The organism is Citrobacter telavivensis (genome assembly GCA_009363175.1).
GTDB lineage: Bacteria > Pseudomonadota > Gammaproteobacteria > Enterobacterales > Enterobacteriaceae > Citrobacter_A > Citrobacter_A telavivensis.
In genome coordinates this window covers 3,460,333-3,478,159 of sequence record CP045205.1, presented here as the reverse complement: position 1 = coordinate 3,478,159, position 17,827 = coordinate 3,460,333, and the positions used below count along the sequence as shown (strand labels likewise).

Here is a 17,827-nt window from a genome sequence, read left to right as displayed (position 1 = left end):
GCTATTATCTTGTCGCTCAAGGAAAAATCCCCCTTCGCAGGAAGAGGGATTGGGGATTAACGCACGTTAGCGCAGGTCAGACAGAACGCATAACGGTTTTGCGGATCGTTGAATGCGGCGAGCTTATCGCCTTCCGCTTTGACCGTACTGGCCGCTGAGGCCAGCGGTGCAGGGAGCATTGCCTGAATCGCCTGCGGCAGCATGGCGCGAACGGAGCCTGACATGCCGTCCATTACCATATCGAAGAAGGTCGGCTCATCCTGATAATAGTCGATATGCCACGCCTTGAGCTTCGCCAGTTCAGCCGCTTTAGCGACCGCATCGTCGAAGTCGCCAAGGCTGTCGACCAGACCGTTCGCTTTGGCGTCCTGGCCGGTCCAGACGTGGCCCTGCGCAATTTTATCAATCTGCTCAGGCGTAGATTTACGCGCCTGAGCGACCAGGGTGATAAAACGCTTATAGCCGTTCTCAATGCTCAGTTGCATCATTTGCTGCGCTTCCGGCGGCAGGGCCTTGGTCAGCGAAATATCGGCCAGCGGTGAGGTGGCCACGCCGTCGGTGTGCACACCAATTGAATCAAGGCTATTTTCGACGGTGTTAATCACCCCGAAGATACCAATCGAACCGGTCAGCGTGCTCGGGTTGGCCACAATGTAGCTGGCCGGCGTGGAGATCCAGTAACCACCAGACGCTGCCATTCCGCCCATCGACACCACCACCGGTTTGCCGGCAGCGCGCGCGGCGGCCAGTTCTGAGCGAATCACTTCCGAGGCCGTCACGCTGCCGCCAGGGCTGTTTACGCGCAGGACAATGGCTTTCACTTTCGGATCCAGACGTGCATCGCGAATTTGCGAGGCGGTGGTATCCCCGCCGACGTTCCCCGGCGTTTCTTCACCATCCATGATGGCCCCGTTGGCGAAGACGACGCCGATGGAGCTGCCCGTATCCGCAGGCGGATTGAGCGTATAGTCGTAATAGCTGATCGCGCGATAGTTATTTTCGGCTTTGCTCCAGCCAAACTGTTTGGTCAGCGCTTTTTCCACTTCGGCGCTGGAAAGCAGGGCGTCGACCAGTTTGCTGTCGAGCGCGTACTTCGCTGTATCACCATCGGCTTTCGTCAGCGCATCCAGAACGCCCTGTGCGCCAGGGAAGACTTGCCCTGCCGGGATTTGACGATTGGCGGCAACGGTATTCAGGTAGTTCTGCCACAGTTCACCAATCCAGCGGCTGTCTGCTTCCCGGGCCGCAGGCGACATATCGTCACGAATAAACGGCTCGACGGCAGACTTATAGGTTCCAACGCGGAACACGTGGGTGGAAACTTTCAGCTTATCCAGCAGGGATTTGTAATAGAGTCCGTTGGTGGCAAAACCGTGGATGTCGACCGAGCCCTGCGGCGACAGCCAGATTTTATTGGCGAAGCTCGCGAGGTAATACTGGCCCTGACTAAAGTTATCGCCGACGGCATAGACCGGTTTTCCGCTGTCGCGGAATTCACGCAGCGCTTTGCCGATATACTGCATTGACGGCTGGTCGGCACCGGCGAAGTTTTTCAAATCCATCACAATACCGGTGATATTGCGATCGTCTTTGGCCTGACGAATGGTATTGACGATATCGAACAGGGAGTTTTCCTGCAGACGATCGGAGCTGGCGCCCAGCAGTTGACGGCTGAGCGCGCTAAGACGGCTGGTACTGGACGGTTTATCGACGATCACCCCGGAAATATCTAACAGCAGGGCACCGCGACCGACTTTATCACTGGTATTATTGTTGCTGACCTGCATCCAGACTCCCACACCGACCAGGATCAGGAAGATAAAGAACAGGTTAAGCACCATCTCGCGGACAAAATTAAGCAGTCGCCACGTCCATTTAAAAAAACCGGCAATGAATCGCCACAGGGTTCGCATGTATTCTCCCTACCGTTACAAATACTACACCTGGGTCAGGTGTAAGAGATGTGGCTATCCTAATGACCCTGCCGTCTCTTGTCAGCAGGAATCACCGTCGGCGCTGTAACAAAATCTGCTCTCGTGTTAATTTTGTGAATATTCACCCTGACAGGAGTTAACCAAATGGATGCACTTGAATTACTTGTTAACCGCCGCAGCGCTTCTCGCCTGGCCGAGCCTGCACCTGCCGGTGAGCAATTGCAAAATATTCTCCGCGCGGGGATGCGCGCGCCGGATCATAAGACCCTGCAACCGTGGCATTTCTTCGTCATTGAAGGCGAAGGGCGCGAACGCTTCAGCGCGGTGCTGGAGAAGGGGGCAATTGCCGCCGGGAGCGATGATAAAGGGATCGAAAAAGCGCGCACCGCGCCGTTTCGCGCGCCGCTTATCATCACCGTGGTCGCGAAATGTGACGAAAATCATAAGGTCCCGGTCTGGGAACAGGAAATGTCCGCTGGCTGTGCGGTGATGGCGATGCAAATGGCGGCTATCGCGCAAGGCTTCGGCGGTATCTGGCGTACCGGGGCGCTAACCGACAGCCCGGTGGTGCGCGACGCGTTTGACTGCCGCACGCAGGATAAGATCGTCGGCTTCCTCTATCTCGGTACGCCGCAACTGAAAGCCTCCACCACCATTAACGTGCCGGACACCGCGCCGTTTGTCAGTTATTTCTGAATGTCAGATCCGGCTGTTATCTGGCCGTTATTGTGCATTCCCGGGGACTCAGCTTCCCGGACGGCGATACTGGCGGCCACTTGCATAATGGCCGCTGGTGGTCGCTGGTGCTGAATTTGTTCCGCCATGAAACGCATATAAGGATTTAAGTGGCTGAAAATCGCTTTATATCCGTCACAGAGGTGATTGTGCCATCGTTCACCACGTTTATGGATTCGATGCTTCGGGCAACCGCCATGGCAGGCAAAGCGCCATTCGCAGCGCTCACACTCTGCGGCAACTTGTGTTTTCACCATGCCGAATTTACGCTGCTGCTTGCTGGTCGCCATTTTCGCCAGGCTGTCACGGCGCAAGTTGCCCAGTCGGTGTTCCGGATAAACATAGTGATCGCAACTGTAGACATCGCCGTTCTGTTCGACAACCAGGCCAAATCCGCAGGAGGACTGCATCACGCAAAGCGACGGCTTCTCTCCTAGCCACGCGGCAAGTGCGCTGTCAAATAACTGCACGTAAACCCGACCCACATCCTCTCGAACCCACACATCAAAAACGCCGTTGATAAATCGTCCCCATTGTTCACCTGACACCGACCATTCAGTGATAGTGCGTCCTGACAAGGACTGCGGATAGAGCAGTTCGCCGTACATTTCATTCACCGGACGTTGTTCTACGGCGGGAATGAACTGCACGAATTCAGCACCCAGATCGTGGGTCAGAAATCGATAAATCTCCTGCGGATGTTCAGCCGTGACGTTGTTAACTACGCTGAGGACATTTACTGCAACATGGTACTGGCGCAAAAGTGACATAGCGTTGATCACTTTGCTAAATACAGAGTGCCCGCTGCGGGTTTTACGCCAGGTGTCATGTAACCAGGCTGGTCCGTCAACAGATAATCCCACCAGAAAGTCATTCTCCGCCAGAAACTGAGCCCATTCTTCATCAATCAACACGCCGTTCGTTTGCAGGCTGTTGCTGATGCGTTTTCCGCCTGCATACTTTTTTTGAAGCTGTAACGCCTTCTCGTAAAAGGAGATACCCGCAAGGGTCGGTTCACCACCTTGCCAGGTAAACTCAATTTCTGATCCAGGATTGGCCTCAATGTATTGCCGGACAAAAGCTTCCAGTGTGACATCATCCATATGCCGCGACGCTTTACCGGGTTTGAGCGTCCCTTGTTCTTTTTCCAGGTAAAAGCAGTAGTCGCAGGCAATATTGCATTGGTAGCTGACGGGTTTTGCCATCAGATGAAAAAAACGGTTCATACGTACTCCTGACGGACGTTCGATTAATTTTTAGTGATATTGCTCACTTTTTCTGACATCACGTTTTGACTTTGTCATGCAATGATCGAAATATAAATTTCATAAAAAACACTATACATGAAATTTAAATTGCATAACATCAACATCAGGGATTCTTATGAGCAAATTGTTTGCTGGAGCACAAAACCTGGGTAAGTCGTTCATGTTGCCGATTGCGGTCCTCCCTGCGGCCGGGCTGCTGCTGGGATTTGGCGGTGTGTTTACCAATCCGGTGACCCTGTCGACCTACCCGCTTCTGAACAATGAACTGTTTCAGGCTATTTTTACCGTAATGAAACTTTGTGGCAGCGTGGTCTTTGATAATCTGGCGCTGTTGTTTGCCGTGGGTATCGCGGTCGGAATGGCGCGAAGCGACAAAGGTACTGCGGGACTGGCTGCCGTACTCTGTTTTATCGTCATGAATAAAGCGATCAACGCCTGTTTACTCCTTTCCGGGACACTGGCGGTCGACAATCTGACGGCGGCAGGTCAGGCCAGCGTCATGGGCATCACCACGCTGCAAACAGGGGTGATGGGCGGGATCATGAGCGGGTTGCTGGCGTATTGGGTACAAAAACGTTTTGGTAAAACTGAACTGCCGAATCTGCTGGCTTTTTTTAGTGGTTCACGTTTTGTACCGATTGTCAGTTCGTTTTTTGCCATTTTCCTCGGCGTCGCGTTGTTCTGGGTCTGGCCGCATATTCAGATGGGGATCACCCATCTTGGTGGACTGGTTGAAAAAACCGGCTACGTCGGCACGCTGTTCTACGGCATGATCCTCAAATGTCTTATCCCATTAGGATTACATCATCTTTTTTATCTTCCGTTCTGGTTAACCAGCGTCGGCGGCGAAACGATGGTGAACGGGCACCTGGTAGAAGGAACGCAGAAAATCTTCTTTGCGCAACTGACCGATCCGTCCGTCACGCAATACTATATCGGCGTGTCACGCTTTATGGCGGGACGCTTCGCGGATTTCATGTTCGGTCTGCCCGGTGCTGCGCTTGCCATCTATCACTCTGCACGTCCTGAGAACCGAAAAAAAGTGGCGAGTCTGATGCTGTCTGCTGCACTTACCGCCTTTGTTACCGGGATCACCGAACCGCTGGAGTTCGCCTTCATGTTCTGCGCGCCGTTGCTGTATGGCGTTCATATCGTACTGACCGGCGTTGCTTTTATGCTGACCCACATCCTGCAAATTACCGTTGGGCAAACCTTCTCCGGCGGCTTAATTGATTTCCTGTTGTTCGGGGTGTTACAGGGCAATGCCAAAACTAACTGGGTGCTGATGCTGCCGTTGGGGGCGGTGATGTTCTGTCTTTACTACTTCACGTTCCGCTTCCTGATCAACTGGCGTCAGTTGAAAACGCCAGGTCGCGAAGAGGAAATGGAAGAGACGGTTGCAGTGGCGGGTGACGAACGTGCCGCGGGTATCGTGCAGGCGCTGGGCGGCAGAGAGAATATTGTTCAGGTGGATTGCTGCGCCACGCGACTGCGCGTCACCGTTAAAAATCCTCAGCATGTTGCGGTCGAAGCATTTAAGGCGCTGGGCAGTCGTGGCGCGTTTATCCGGGGGGAAGGCGTCCAGGTGGTCTACGGTCCGCACGTCACGCTGATTAAGAACGAAGTTGAAGAATTTATTGGTTCATAAAGAAGAGACGTCTTATGAAAGCAGTTATGTTGATGTTTGATACGCTGACCCGTAATCATCTTGCGCCATATGGTGGAGATGCGATCACGCCGAATTTCACTCGCCTGGCGCAGGAGTCAGCGCAGTTTGACAACTTCTACGTCGGCAGTATGCCGTGTATGCCCGCACGACGTGAACTGCATACCGGGCGTTATAACTTTTTGCATCGCAGTTGGGGCCCGCTGGAACCTTTCGATTTCTCGGCTTTTCAGACGCTGCGTCAGGCGGGCATTCACACGCATCTGGTGACCGATCACAAGCATTACTGGCGTGACGGCGGGGCGACCTATCATCCACGTTACTCCACCTTTGAATTTATTCGTGGTCAGGAAGGCGACAGTTGGAAAGGTCAGGTGGAGAAACCTCTTATTCACTGGCAGGGTAGAGAAGACGAAGAGACATTGCGTCGTCGTAGCGGGAGGATGATCCAGGATTTGATTAATCGTGCCGCTATGCCCACGCAAGAGGAACACTTCACCCACCGCACCATCAGCGCAGGTATCGAGTTTCTGGAGACCAATCGGCATCAGGATAACTGGCTATTGCAGATTGAGTGCTTCGATCCCCACGAACCGTTTTTCGTACCAGAGAAGTATCTGGCTCAATATGGTTGCAAGCCGGAAGAATTTGATGGTTGGGTGCCCTATTATTGCGGTGCTCCGGGCAGTGCGAATGATGACAAGGTCAGAAAATTTTACCAGGCATTGATCACCATGTGTGATGACTACCTCGGACAGGTGATGGACAAACTGAAGGCGTTGGATCTGTGGGAGGATACGCTGTTTATCGTCTGTACCGATCATGGCTTCCTGTTGGGTGAGCACCAGTGGTGGGGCAAAAACATCATGCCGGTGTACAACGAAATAGCCAACACGCCGTTTTTTATTCGCGATCCGCGTTGTAATGCAGAAGGTGTAAGGCGTAGCGCACTGGCTCAGACGATAGATATCCCCGCGACATTACTGGAGTACTTCGGGGTTCCCTTACCGTCGTCAATGACCGGAAGGCCGTTACGTCCGGCAGTCGAGAGCGATTCTCCGGTGCGCGATTATGCGCTGTATGGCTATTTTGGCGGCCATATCAATATCACCGACGGTCAGTCTGTGTACATGCGCTGCCCGCGTGAAGAGGGCAACGCAGGACTGTACGAGTACACGCTGATGCCGACGCGAATCGACAGCATGTTTAAACCCGGTGAATTAAACAATATTCGCATCCATCCGGGGTTTGATTTTACCCAGGGTGCGCAACTGATGCAGATCCCGGCGACGTTCGGCTATCTGAATCCGTGGCGTTTTGGCGATAAGCTTTTCGAACTGTCCGGCGATCCGCAACAGAAAGATTCTCTGCACGACAGTGAGCGTGCATTTCATCTGGCGCAGGCGATGAAGCAATTGATGCAGGATCATGATGCACCGCCGGAACTTTACGCCCGTTTCGAACTTGACGTGCTATCCCGTGCCAGGGAGGCGTCTTTTACACTACGCAGAGAAAACGGCAATAATCACTGTGAAACGCCAGGCGTGCAGGAAGCATTGCGGTTTGTGCTGTCGGCATTTGCAGACCAGGCGCAACAAGTGCTGGCGCATTTCGCCGAAGGGCATCTGTTCACCGAAGCCGATATCTTAGCGCTTATTGACCAGCATTTTGCGGGTGACAGGCACAAAGCCTTGATCTATCAGACCCGGCTGTTGCTGAGAACGGAATAAGGGAAATAAGGATGATCTGGCAACTGGAAAATCCGCGTTTTTGTGTCGATATCAACGCATCAGGCGCAGAACTGACTCGCATCTGGGATCGTCGACAGAACAGAGAGTGGTTATGGCAAGCCACGCCCGGCGTCTGGAATAACAGCGCAACGCAATTGTTTCCGGTGACCGGGCGTTTGATCCACCAGGGAGTGTGGGAGGGGGCAGACTTTTATGCGCTGCCTGACCACGGTTTTTTGCGCCATCAAACGTTTACCTGCGTGGAGCGATGCCACGACTGGCTAACACTGGAAGCTATGGCGACGGATAAAACGCTTTCTGTCTGGCCCTGGCGGTGGCGAATTCAGGTGACATTTTCGCTGGACGATACGGGGATCCGCGTTTGTCAGCGGGTATTTAATGATGACGTTCGTCCGTTTTGGTTTTCACTCGGCTGGCATCCCGGTTTTTCCTTACCGATAACCAGACCTGGCTGGCAAGTGGAATTTGTAGGCAAGCCAGTCCATGGACCGTTTTACACTCGCGACAGAACCCTTGTCGTTCCTGATAATCCACCTGAGACGTGGCGTTTTCTCTTAACCGCAGAATGTTTTAAATCTGGTGCCGTTTATTTTGGCAACAGTCAGGAGCAGAGAGTCATTGTGCGCTCCCCGCAAGGCCAGATCGCGCTGACGCTGGAAACGGGTATGCAGGGGTGGCTGGTGCTGTGGGGCGTTCCGGGAAGCGATCTGCTCTGCATTGAGCCGTTGGCAGGAACGACGGACGATCCTGAATTTCAGGGACAGGTGATGAATAAGCGAGGAATGCGGTGTCTTGTTCCTGGTGAATGTCAGTGTTTTGAGACTCGCGTCGGTTTTGCTGTGGACGAGTGAGGAAGGGATTGCCAGAATACGGCAATTCTTTTCGCGACAACGGCAGGGAGTCATCATGAGTGTGAATCGGGACAATGTTCGGGTCTACATCCGCAATGTAATGGGGGGACTGGGAGAGACCGATCGGCAGATCGCACAATTCATCCTCCGCCAACCCGCGCAGGTAGCTCAAATGCCTGTCAGTAAACTGGCGCAGGCGGTGCAACTGAGTGAAGCAACCATTGTGCGCTTTTGCAAAAAAATCGGTTATACCGGTTTGTTAGAACTCAAAAGCGCCCTGAAACGGGAACTGCTTGAAGAAAGCGAACAGACGTTGCCGGTTTCCCCGGATATTTTTCTTGATGACTCACGCAAAGATGTTGCGCAGAAGATTGCGATGACGGTGGAAACCACTCTGAAAGAAACGATTGACTTGCTGGATATGCGGGTAGTGCATCCTGTGGTGCAACAACTTATGACGGCCAACCGGGTACTCTTTGTCGGTTTTGGCGCGTCAGGCCTCGCAGCGATGGAGGCGCGCGACAAAATGAATCGTCAGGGTATCGATTCGGAAGCCTACACGGACCGCTTCACCATGACGCTAAAACTGGCGAATCTGAAGCCGGAGGATTTGGTGGTGGCGTTTTCTCATTCGGGGGAAACACCGGAAGTCGTCAATGCTTTTACGCTGGCAAAAAAGGCTGGCGCGCAGTGTCTGGCGATCACCCATAGCCCGCATTCGCCATTGACCGAAATGGCTGATCGCTATGTGCTCACTAGCGGGAGCGCCGGGCCGTGGCAGGGAGATTCTATCGCCACGCGCATCTCCCAACTGTTCATTATTGAGTTTCTGTGCACCGAAATCACGCGGCACAATTTTAAAGACAGCGCGTCGACGGGATTGTCGATCAAAGAATTACTGATAAAAGAAAGGATTAAACGTGAGTCAACGGGATAATACAAATCTGTCTACAGATAACCTAAATGGCAAATGGTGGCAGGCAGGCAAAACGCCCGATTACCGTTTTACACTGGCGAATGAACGTACGTTTCTGGCATGGATCCGTACCGCGCTGGCGCTGATGGCGGGTGCCGTCGGGATCGAACAATTCTCCCCAGCGCTCTCCAGCGCAGAGCTCAGAACCACACTGGCGATGCTACTGCTCGTTGCGGCAACGGGCACAGGCGTGATGGCCTGGCGGCGCTGGCGACAAAACGAATACGCAATGCGTCTGGATAACGATTTGCCGTACACGTCGGGGCTTCTGCTCTTATCGGGGTTGATGCTGCTGCTGGCAATACTGCTTGCGGTGCTTCTCTGGCAAGGGCGGGGAGGATGAGTCGTGACTCGGGTCTACAACCGGAACGTACCGAACTCGCCTGGCGTCGCACCGGGTGGTCGATGCTCATTCCGGCATTGCTCTGCCTGCGTGGCTGGATACGAAGTGGTCATGTGCTTTATGCCCTCAGTGGGATACTTTTACTGATAGGGACGTTGACGTTACTCTGTGGAATCATTCGTGGTCGCTATATGTTGATTTCTCTGCTCGTGGTGCTTTCGGGGGTAATACTGCTGATAAACCAGGGAGAGTATTTGGCGGGTTGGTAAGAAAATCGCCAGTTCAACGCGGGATTACGGCGTAATAGCCCATCTGTTTGCATAGATTCTGAGCAAAGACGCCGGAATTCGGACACTCTCTCTTATCACTTCATGGAATGAGCGCTACCATAGCCCGATTGCAATGACAGGAGATGTCCATGAGCGAGCAAGCTATTCGTTTAACGCAGTACAGCCACGGAGCGGGTTGCGGTTGTAAAATTTCCCCGAAAGTGTTGGAAACCATCCTGCACAGCGAGCAGGCGAAGTTTGTCGACCCGAACCTGCTTGTGGGAAATGAAACCCGTGACGACGCGGCGGTATACGATCTGGGCAATGGCACCAGCGTCATCAGTACCACTGACTTCTTTATGCCGATTGTCGATGATCCGTTTGATTTTGGCCGCATTGCGGCGACCAACGCCATTAGCGATATTTTCGCGATGGGCGGCAAACCGATTATGGCGATCGCGATCCTGGGCTGGCCAATCAGTAAGCTGTCACCAGAAATCGCCCGCGAAGTGACCGAAGGCGGACGTTTTGCCTGTCGTCAGGCGGGCATTGCGCTGGCGGGCGGTCACTCGATTGATGCGCCGGAACCAATCTTTGGTCTGGCGGTGACCGGCATCGTCCCCACTGAACGGGTGAAGAAAAACAGCACTGCCCAGGCCGGCTGTAAGCTTTTCCTGACCAAGCCGTTGGGCATCGGCGTGCTGACCACCGCTGAGAAAAAATCGCTGTTGAAACCTGAACACCAGGGGCTGGCGACGGAAGTGATGTGTCGGATGAATATTGCCGGGGCGTCATTTGCCAACATCGACGGCGTCAAAGCCATGACCGATGTGACTGGCTTTGGTCTGTTGGGCCACCTCAGCGAGATGTGCCAGGGCGCAGGCGTGCAGGCGCAGATTTGTTATCAGGACATCCCTAAACTGCCGGGAGTGGAAGAGTACATCCGCCTGGGCGCCGTGCCGGGCGGCACTGAGCGTAACTTTGCCAGCTATGGACACCTGATGGGAGAAATGCCGCAGGCGGTGCGCTCCCTGCTGTGCGATCCGCAAACCTCCGGTGGCCTGCTGCTGGCGGTGATGCCAGACGCCGAAGAGGAAGTTAAAGCGACAGCCGCCGAGTTTGGTATCGAACTGACGGCGATTGGCGAACTGGTTGAAGCCCGTGGCGGACGCGCCATGGTTGAGATCCGTTAATTCGATGCGGTTGTTTATTGCCGAAAAGCCGAGTCTGGCACGTGCCATTGCCGATGTGCTGCCTAAACCGCACCGCAAAGGCGATGGTTTTATTGAATGCGGTAACGGTCAGGTGGTGACCTGGTGTATTGGTCACCTGCTTGAACAGGCGCAGCCCGATGTCTATGACAGCCGTTATGCGCGCTGGAATCTGGCCGACCTGCCGATCGTGCCGGAAAAGTGGCAATTGCAGCCGCGTCCTTCCGTAACCAAACAGCTCAACGTGATCAAACGCTTTCTGCATGAGGCCAGTGAGGTTATCCATGCGGGCGACCCGGATCGCGAAGGGCAACTGCTGGTCGATGAGGTGCTGGATTACCTGCAACTGGCACCGGAAAAGCGTCATCAGGTGCAGCGCTGTTTGATCAACGATCTCAACCCGCAGGCCGTTGAGCGCGCCATTGAACGTTTGCGTTCAAACAGTGAATTTGTGCCATTGTGCGTGTCAGCGCTGGCTCGCGCCCGCGCGGACTGGCTGTACGGCATCAACATGACCCGGGCGTACACTATCCTCGGACGTAATGCCGGTTATCAGGGGGTACTCTCCGTCGGACGCGTACAGACGCCGGTGCTTGGACTGGTGGTACGCCGTGACGAAGAGATCGAAAACTTCGTTGCCAAAGATTTCTTTGAAGTGAAAGCGCATATCGTGACCCCTGCGGATGAACGTTTCACCGCCATCTGGCAGCCAAGCGAAGCGTGTGAACCGTATCAGGACGAAGAGGGGCGTTTGCTACATCGTCCGCTGGCGGAGCATGTGGTCAACCGCATCAACGGACAGCCGGCGATTGTCACCAGCTATAACGATAAACGGGAATCAGAATCCGCACCGCTGCCGTTTTCGCTCTCCACATTGCAGATTGAAGCGGCAAAGCGCTTTGGTCTGAGCGCGCAGAACGTGCTCGACATCTGCCAGAAACTGTATGAAACCCATAAACTCATTACCTACCCGCGTTCCGATTGCCGCTATCTGCCGGAAGAGCACTTTGCCGGACGTCATGCGGTGATGAACGCCATCAGCGTGCATGCGCCGGATCTACTGCCGCAACCGGCGGTGAATCCCGATACCCGCAATCGCTGCTGGGATGACAAAAAGGTCGATGCGCACCACGCCATTATCCCTACGGCACGCAGTAACAACATCAATCTGACGGAGAACGAAGCGAAGGTGTACAACCTGGTCGCCCGTCAGTACCTGATGCAGTTCTGCCCGGATGCGGTATTCCGTAAATGCGTGATTGAACTGGACATCGCGAAGGGTAAATTCGTTGCTAAAGCCCGGTTCCTCGCAGAAGCGGGCTGGCGGACGCTGCTCGGCAGTAAAGAGCGTGATGAAGAGAACGACGGCACGCCGCTGCCGGTGGTGGCGAAAGACGATGAATTACTGTGCGAAAAGGGGGAGGTTGTTGAACGCCAGACCCAGCCGCCGCGCCACTTTACCGATGCCACGCTGCTGTCGGCGATGACCGGGATCGCGCGCTTCGTGCAGGATAAAGATCTGAAAAAGATCCTCCGCGCAACGGATGGGCTGGGCACCGAAGCCACCCGCGCCGGGATCATTGAACTGCTGTTTAAGCGCGGCTTTCTGGTCAAGAAAGGGCGTTACATTCACTCCACCGATGCCGGGAAAGCGCTGTTCCACTCGCTGCCGGAGATGGCGACCCGTCCTGACATGACCGCCCACTGGGAGTCGATACTGACGCAAATCAGCGAAAAGCAGTGCCGCTATCAGGATTTTATGCAGCCGCTGGTGGGGACGCTGTATCAACTGATCGATCAGGCGCGGAGTACGCCGGTACGCCGCTTCCGTGGCATTGTGGCACCCGGCGATGCAGATAAGAAAAAGAGCGCGCCCCGCAAACGCGCGGCGAAAAAAAGCCCGCCATCAGCAGAAGCAGAGGCGGGCGTGTAATACGCTCGTGCCGCGGTGAATTAAATCACACCCTGGCCAAACATGGCGTCGGCAATCTTCACGAAGGCTGAGATGTTCGCCCCACGGACATAGTTGGTCTGCTTGCTTTCGCCACCGTACTCGACGCAGGCATGGTGAATATCAAGCATAATGTGGTGCAGACGGGCATCCACTTTTTCCGCCTTCCAGCTCAGACGCGCAGCGTTCTGCGCCATTTCCAGACCGGAGGTGGCAACGCCACCGGCGTTCGCTGCTTTGCCCGGTGCAAACAGCACGCCGGCTTCGAGGAACAGGTCGGTTGCCTCGATGGTGGTCGGCATGTTTGCCCCTTCCGCCACCGCCTTCACGCCGTTGGCGATAAGCTGACGGGCAGCGTCGACATCGAGTTCGTTCTGCGTTGCACACGGCAGGGCGATATCGACCGGCACTGACCACGGCTGTTTACCTTCCAGATAGGTCAGGCCAAACTCACGGGCGTAGTCGGCCACGCGACCGTCGCAGCTGGCCTTGATTTCGCACAGACGCGCCAGTTTCTCTTTCGTAAAGCCGCTCTCATCCACGACGGTGCCGCTGGAGTCGGAGGCCGTCACCACGCGAGCGCCAAATTCCATCGCTTTTTCAATGGCAAACTGCGCCACGTTGCCGGAGCCGGAAACCGCCACGCGCATCCCTTCAAAGCCCAGACCATGACGCTTGAGCATCGCTTCGGTGAAGTAGACCAGACCGTAGCCGGTTGCTTCTGGACGGATAAGGCTGCCGCCGAAGGAGAGTCCTTTGCCGGTAAACACACAGCCGCTGTTGTTGGAAAGCTTACGCATCATCCCGGCCATAAAGCCCACTTCACGACCGCCCACGCCGATATCTCCGGCAGGAACGTCAGTATCCGGCCCCAGATGACGATACAGTTCAGTCATCAGCGCCTGACAGAAACGCATCACTTCGCCTTCACTTTTCCCTTTCGGGTCGAAATCACTTCCGCCTTTACCGCCGCCCATCGGCAGGGTGGTCAGCGCATTTTTGAAGGTTTGCTCAAAACCGAGGAACTTCAGGATCGACAGGTTCACGGAAGGGTGGAAGCGCATCCCGCCTTTGTACGGGCCAATCGCCGAGTTGAACTGTACACGCCATGCACGGTTAACCTGGACCTGATTACGATCGTCCAGCCACACGACGCGGAACTGAATCACACGCTCTGGCTCAACCAGACGTTCCAGCAACGACATTTCACGATAACGCGGGTTTTGCTCAATGAACGGCCACAGGGTGGTCATGACTTCACGGACGGCTTGCGCGAACTCGGTTTGATTCGGGTCGCGCTTTTGGACATGGTTGAGGAATGATTCCAGAGAGCGTGTCTGATCCATAGATATAAAAACCTCTTATATTTTAATGTGGTTGTATTTATGTTGTTTGTATTAAGTGCATTTGCAGATTTTGACTATACCACCAGGAATGTGACGGATAGCAAGGAAAAAATGCCGGAGCCAGACAAATTAATAACGAAACGGCTGTCATAACGAAAAGCGATGACGCAAGAGAGTAAAGTTTCCCGCGCGGGTTACCGTTATACTGAGAACAGTCCCGAAATAGTAAGGAAACCCTATGCGTTTTATCGCGATGGCGGCAGCGCTGATGACACTCTCTTTATCCACCCTGGCGAATCAAAATATTCGCCCGGATGTTCAGGTGAACGTACCGCCGGAGGTCTTCAGCTCCGGTGGGCAGCGCGCGCAGCCCTGTAATCAGTGCTGCATTTATCAGGATCAGAATTATTCAGAAGGGGCGGTGATTAAAGCCGATGGCGTGCTGTTGCAGTGTCAGCGCGATGAGAAAACGATCGGCACGAATCCGCTGGTCTGGCGGCGCGTAAAATCATAAAGGCGTTAAGCAGAGGAACATCGGCGGGGGCGAGCGGATAGTCCAGCGCGGCCTGCGGTTCACACCACACCAGCTGCTGGTGCTCATGCGCTATCACCTCTCCGCTGAACGCGGGGACATGCCAGGCATGCAGATGAATCATCCGCCCGGAGACTTCACGCTGATGGCTGGCAATATAGCACCCTACCGTGGCCTCAATCCCTAGCTCTTCACGCAGTTCGCGGACCAGCGCCTGTGGCTGCGTTTCGCCCGCTTCCACCTTGCCACCGGCAAATTCCCATAGTCCCGCCTGGTCCGCCTGTGGCGGGCGCTGGGCGAGCAAAATTTTGCCATCACGTTCAACGATCGCGGCAACAACGTCGAGGGTTTTCATCATATTCGTCAATGTTCAACAGCAGAAAGTGACATACTATCGTCATCTTTGATTGACCTGAAGTCCCAGGAGTCCCCCTTGAACGATCCGCAATCGTGGGTAACGCCGCTGACCCGCCTCCCTGCCTCTCTTAGCCCTCTCGTGATGACGCAAAAAAAACACTACGGCGAGGTACTACATCCGACGCGCTGGTGGGGGCGGATGCCGTTTTTGTTCTGGCTGGTGGCGCTGTTTGTGGGATTTCTCGAACGTAAACGCGCCCGTCTGACGCCGGTGATGCGGGCGCTGCTGATGACGCGCGTGTCGCAGGTCTGCCATTGCGCATTCTGCGTGGACGCCAACAGCCTGCGTCTGGCAGAGCGCTGTGGCGCGATGGAAAAAGTACTGGCGGTGGCGAACTGGCAGGCATCGTCGCTTTTTACGACAGAAGAGCGCATTGCGCTGGCCTATGCTGACGCCGTGACCGCCACGCCGCCGCAGGTAGACGATGCCCTGAAAGCGCAAATGAAGCAGCATTTCAGCGATGAGGTCATTAGTGAGATGACCGCGCTGCTGGCCTTCCAGAACCTCTCGGCGCGTTTCAACGCCGCGCTGGACATTCCTTCGCAGGGGCTGTGCGACAGTCTCAAAGGAGCGCCGCGTGCTTGACAGGCATCTTCATCCGCGGCTCAAACCGCTGCTCCACCGCTGCGCGGGCGTGCTCGACAGGCCGGGGATTTCTCCGGACGGGCTGACGCTCGTTGGATTTGCTCTCGGCGCGCTGGCGTTGCCGTTTCTGGCCCTGGGGTGGTATCTGGCGGCGCTGGTGGCGATTGCGCTGAACCGGCTGTTGGATGGTCTTGACGGCGCGCTGGCGCGACGCAGAGGACTCACCGATGCGGGTGGCTTTCTCGATATCGCGCTCGACTTCTTGTTTTACGCGCTGGTGCCGTTTGGCTTCATTCTGGCCGATCCGCAGCATAACGCGCTGGCGGGAAGCTGGCTGTTGTTTGCGTTTATCGGCACCGGCAGCAGCTTTCTCGCCTTTGCTGCGCTGGCCGCAAAGCACAATATCGATAACCCCGGCTACGCACACAAGTCTTTTTACTATCTGGGCGGATTGACGGAGGGAACGGAAACGATCGCACTCTTTGTGCTCGGCTGCCTTTTCCCGGCGTACTTCGCCGTACTGGCGTGGATCTTCGGCACGCTGTGCTGGATGACGACGCTGACGCGCGTCTGGAGTGGTTATCTGACGCTGAAAGGGCTTCAGCGTCAGAATGGGTGAGATTATTTGCTGCTGTCCGGGCCGCGTTCGCCTGTGGAGACCGGGTTTTTCGGATCGCTGCTCCACTCATACCAGCCGCCGTCATAGACTGAGACGTTTTTCCAGCCCATCGCCCGGGCGTACATAAACGTCTCTGACGCGCGCCAGCCGGTGCCACAGTAGAAGGCGACCTGCTGATCCGGCAGTATGTGCCACTGCTTCCACATTGCGGCGATATCTTCCGCGCTGCGCATGGTGCCGTCCGGGTTATGGAAGTCTTCCATATGGGTCGAGTCGCTGCCGGCATGTCCCCAGCGCGCGCCGGCAATTTCACCTTTTGGCTTGATGTAGCTGTAGCCGCTGGTGGTGCCGATAAATTCCGGCCAGGAGCGAATACTGACCAGCGACGCATCCTGACGGTGCAACAGCCCGCGCGCCTGCTCCATATCAAGCATTAACTGCGGCTGCGCCGGAATGGTCACGCCAAAATCGGGCTCCGGTTTCACCTTCGCGGGTGTACCGCGCTCGACCGGCAGCCCGGCATCAGACCAGGTCTGCCAGCCACCGTCGAGCAGGCGAACGTCTTTCACCCCGGCATACAGCATGATCTGCGCCACCCGTGCCGCGGCGTAAACATCGCGACCGTACAGGATAACCGTGGTGTCGTGACGGATACCGTGTTTCGCCAGCATCGCCTGCAGGCTGGCGTCGGAGACTTTGTTCCACAGCGGCTCGCTTTCCACTTCGTTGGTGTCGATGTAATCCGCACCCGGAATATGGCTGAGCAGATAAAACTTCGGCGCGCCCCAGGCGGCTTCGATCACTTTCCAGTCACCGGCGGGTTTCGCGGTCACCTCTTTACCCTGTTGCAGGTCATGCAGCCACTGCGGATAAACCAGCTGTTCGAAATGCGGCAGTCGTTGCAGACGGGCGGGCTCCTGCAGCGCGTCGCTCAGCGTGGCAACCTGCTGCAGTCCCGCTTTTTGCAGTCGACTTTTCACCGCCTGCACATCGCTGTCGTTGCCGTACAGCGCGACAGGGGCGGCGGATTTCAGTTGATGCTGCTGGATCCAGGCGTTGAGCTGTTCGTCGCTCATGTTGTCGAGCCAGCCTGCAGAGAGATTCAGGGCGGAGGGTTCATGGCCGGAAGGGCCGTTTAACGACTGCGGCCAGCCATTGTAGAACGCGCTTGGGCGGGTATCGATGGCTGTACCCTGTTTTTGCGTCAGTTGTTTGAAGTTGAGCGCCTGCGCCATATCAGCAGCCCAGGTGGAAGCGCAAGCGAGCCCTAAAGCCAGTGCCAGCGCGGTCATTTGAGAAACACGTTTCATCGAATTGCCCGACGTTGAGATAAGGAGGCGTCATTCTGTGCTCGCTGTAGCTGAAAAACTTT

General features: G+C 55.4%; 17 protein-coding genes. 12 read left to right on the top strand and 5 right to left on the bottom strand.

Annotated elements, in window-relative coordinates; translation table 11 throughout:
- Nucleotides 1–56: 56 nt before the first annotated feature.
- A complete protein-coding gene (gene sppA / locus GBC03_18905) occupies nucleotides 57–1,913 on the bottom strand; it encodes a signal peptide peptidase SppA (protein QFS72131.1) in 1,857 nt (618 codons plus the stop codon).
- Nucleotides 1,914–2,078: 165 nt separating this feature from the next.
- Here sppA and GBC03_18900 point away from each other — a divergent pair, with 165 nt between their 5' ends.
- On the top strand, nucleotides 2,079–2,630 hold the full coding sequence (locus tag GBC03_18900) for an NAD(P)H nitroreductase (protein ID QFS72130.1): 552 nt from the start codon (nucleotides 2,079–2,081) through the stop codon (nucleotides 2,628–2,630).
- Here the strand turns inward: GBC03_18900 and GBC03_18895 are convergent.
- The gene (locus GBC03_18895) at nucleotides 2,621–3,895 is read right to left on the bottom strand and encodes an anaerobic sulfatase maturase (GenBank protein ID QFS72129.1); all 1,275 of its coding nucleotides are present in this window, start codon (nucleotides 3,893–3,895) and stop codon (nucleotides 2,621–2,623) included. The two genes, GBC03_18900 and GBC03_18895, sit on opposite strands and share 10 nt — an antisense overlap.
- Nucleotides 3,896–4,052: 157 nt before the next feature.
- Here GBC03_18895 and GBC03_18890 point away from each other — a divergent pair, with 157 nt between their 5' ends.
- The 8 genes from GBC03_18890 to topB all read left to right on the top strand — a co-directional run bounded on the left by GBC03_18890 (nucleotide 4,053) and on the right by topB (nucleotide 12,937).
- Nucleotides 4,053–5,585, top strand: a complete 1,533-nt coding sequence (locus GBC03_18890; protein QFS72128.1) for a PTS glucose transporter subunit IIB — start codon at nucleotides 4,053–4,055, stop codon at nucleotides 5,583–5,585.
- A 14-nt stretch (nucleotides 5,586–5,599) separates the two neighbouring features.
- Nucleotides 5,600–7,333, top strand: a complete 1,734-nt coding sequence (locus GBC03_18885) for a sulfatase-like hydrolase/transferase (GenBank protein ID QFS72127.1) — start codon at nucleotides 5,600–5,602, stop codon at nucleotides 7,331–7,333.
- 11 nt (nucleotides 7,334–7,344) lie between these two features.
- Nucleotides 7,345–8,205, top strand: a complete 861-nt coding sequence (locus GBC03_18880) for an aldose epimerase (GenBank protein QFS72126.1) — start codon at nucleotides 7,345–7,347, stop codon at nucleotides 8,203–8,205.
- Between the two features lie 55 nt (nucleotides 8,206–8,260).
- On the top strand, nucleotides 8,261–9,142 hold the full coding sequence (locus tag GBC03_18875; GenBank protein ID QFS72125.1) for an SIS domain-containing protein: 882 nt from the start codon (nucleotides 8,261–8,263) through the stop codon (nucleotides 9,140–9,142).
- Nucleotides 9,143–9,149: 7 nt separating this feature from the next.
- Complete coding sequence (locus tag GBC03_18870) at nucleotides 9,150–9,524, top strand: DUF202 domain-containing protein (GenBank protein QFS74061.1); 375 nt, start codon at nucleotides 9,150–9,152, stop codon at nucleotides 9,522–9,524.
- Nucleotides 9,521–9,793 (top strand): DUF202 domain-containing protein, encoded by a 273-nt coding sequence (locus tag GBC03_18865; protein ID QFS72124.1) that lies wholly within the window; start codon nucleotides 9,521–9,523, stop codon nucleotides 9,791–9,793. The genes GBC03_18870 and GBC03_18865 overlap by 4 nt, the downstream gene beginning before the upstream one ends.
- Before the next feature lie 149 nt (nucleotides 9,794–9,942).
- A complete protein-coding gene (selD, locus tag GBC03_18860) occupies nucleotides 9,943–10,986 on the top strand; it encodes a selenide, water dikinase SelD (protein ID QFS72123.1) in 1,044 nt (347 codons plus the stop codon).
- Nucleotides 10,987–10,990: 4 nt separating this feature from the next.
- A complete protein-coding gene (gene topB, locus GBC03_18855) occupies nucleotides 10,991–12,937 on the top strand; it encodes a DNA topoisomerase III (protein QFS72122.1) in 1,947 nt (648 codons plus the stop codon).
- 20 nt (nucleotides 12,938–12,957) lie between these two features.
- On the opposite strand, the gene GBC03_18850 is transcribed toward topB, so the two are convergent.
- The gene (locus GBC03_18850; GenBank protein ID QFS72121.1) at nucleotides 12,958–14,301 is read right to left on the bottom strand and encodes an NADP-specific glutamate dehydrogenase; all 1,344 of its coding nucleotides are present in this window, start codon (nucleotides 14,299–14,301) and stop codon (nucleotides 12,958–12,960) included.
- A 238-nt stretch (nucleotides 14,302–14,539) separates the two neighbouring features.
- Here GBC03_18850 and GBC03_18845 point away from each other — a divergent pair, with 238 nt between their 5' ends.
- Complete coding sequence (locus GBC03_18845; protein ID QFS72120.1) at nucleotides 14,540–14,815, top strand: DUF1496 domain-containing protein; 276 nt, start codon at nucleotides 14,540–14,542, stop codon at nucleotides 14,813–14,815.
- Here the strand turns inward: GBC03_18845 and GBC03_18840 are convergent.
- Nucleotides 14,727–15,191: a pyrimidine (deoxy)nucleoside triphosphate diphosphatase gene (locus GBC03_18840; GenBank protein QFS72119.1), complete on the bottom strand. Its 465-nt coding sequence runs from the start codon at nucleotides 15,189–15,191 to the stop codon at nucleotides 14,727–14,729. The two genes, GBC03_18845 and GBC03_18840, sit on opposite strands and share 89 nt — an antisense overlap.
- A gap of 75 nt (nucleotides 15,192–15,266) precedes the next feature.
- Between GBC03_18840 and GBC03_18835 the strand changes: the two genes are divergently transcribed.
- Both GBC03_18835 and GBC03_18830 read left to right on the top strand, forming a co-directional pair.
- Nucleotides 15,267–15,836: a carboxymuconolactone decarboxylase family protein gene (locus GBC03_18835; GenBank protein ID QFS72118.1), complete on the top strand. Its 570-nt coding sequence runs from the start codon at nucleotides 15,267–15,269 to the stop codon at nucleotides 15,834–15,836.
- Nucleotides 15,829–16,455 carry a CDP-alcohol phosphatidyltransferase family protein gene (locus GBC03_18830; GenBank protein QFS72117.1) on the top strand — a complete coding sequence of 209 codons (627 nt, stop codon included), beginning with the start codon at nucleotides 15,829–15,831 and terminating at the stop codon, nucleotides 16,453–16,455. Before GBC03_18835 ends, GBC03_18830 begins: the two co-directional genes overlap by 8 nt.
- A gap of 2 nt (nucleotides 16,456–16,457) precedes the next feature.
- Here the strand turns inward: GBC03_18830 and GBC03_18825 are convergent, their stop codons facing one another.
- The gene (locus GBC03_18825; protein QFS72116.1) at nucleotides 16,458–17,765 is read right to left on the bottom strand and encodes a sulfurtransferase; all 1,308 of its coding nucleotides are present in this window, start codon (nucleotides 17,763–17,765) and stop codon (nucleotides 16,458–16,460) included.
- Nucleotides 17,766–17,827: the final 62 nt, after the last annotated feature.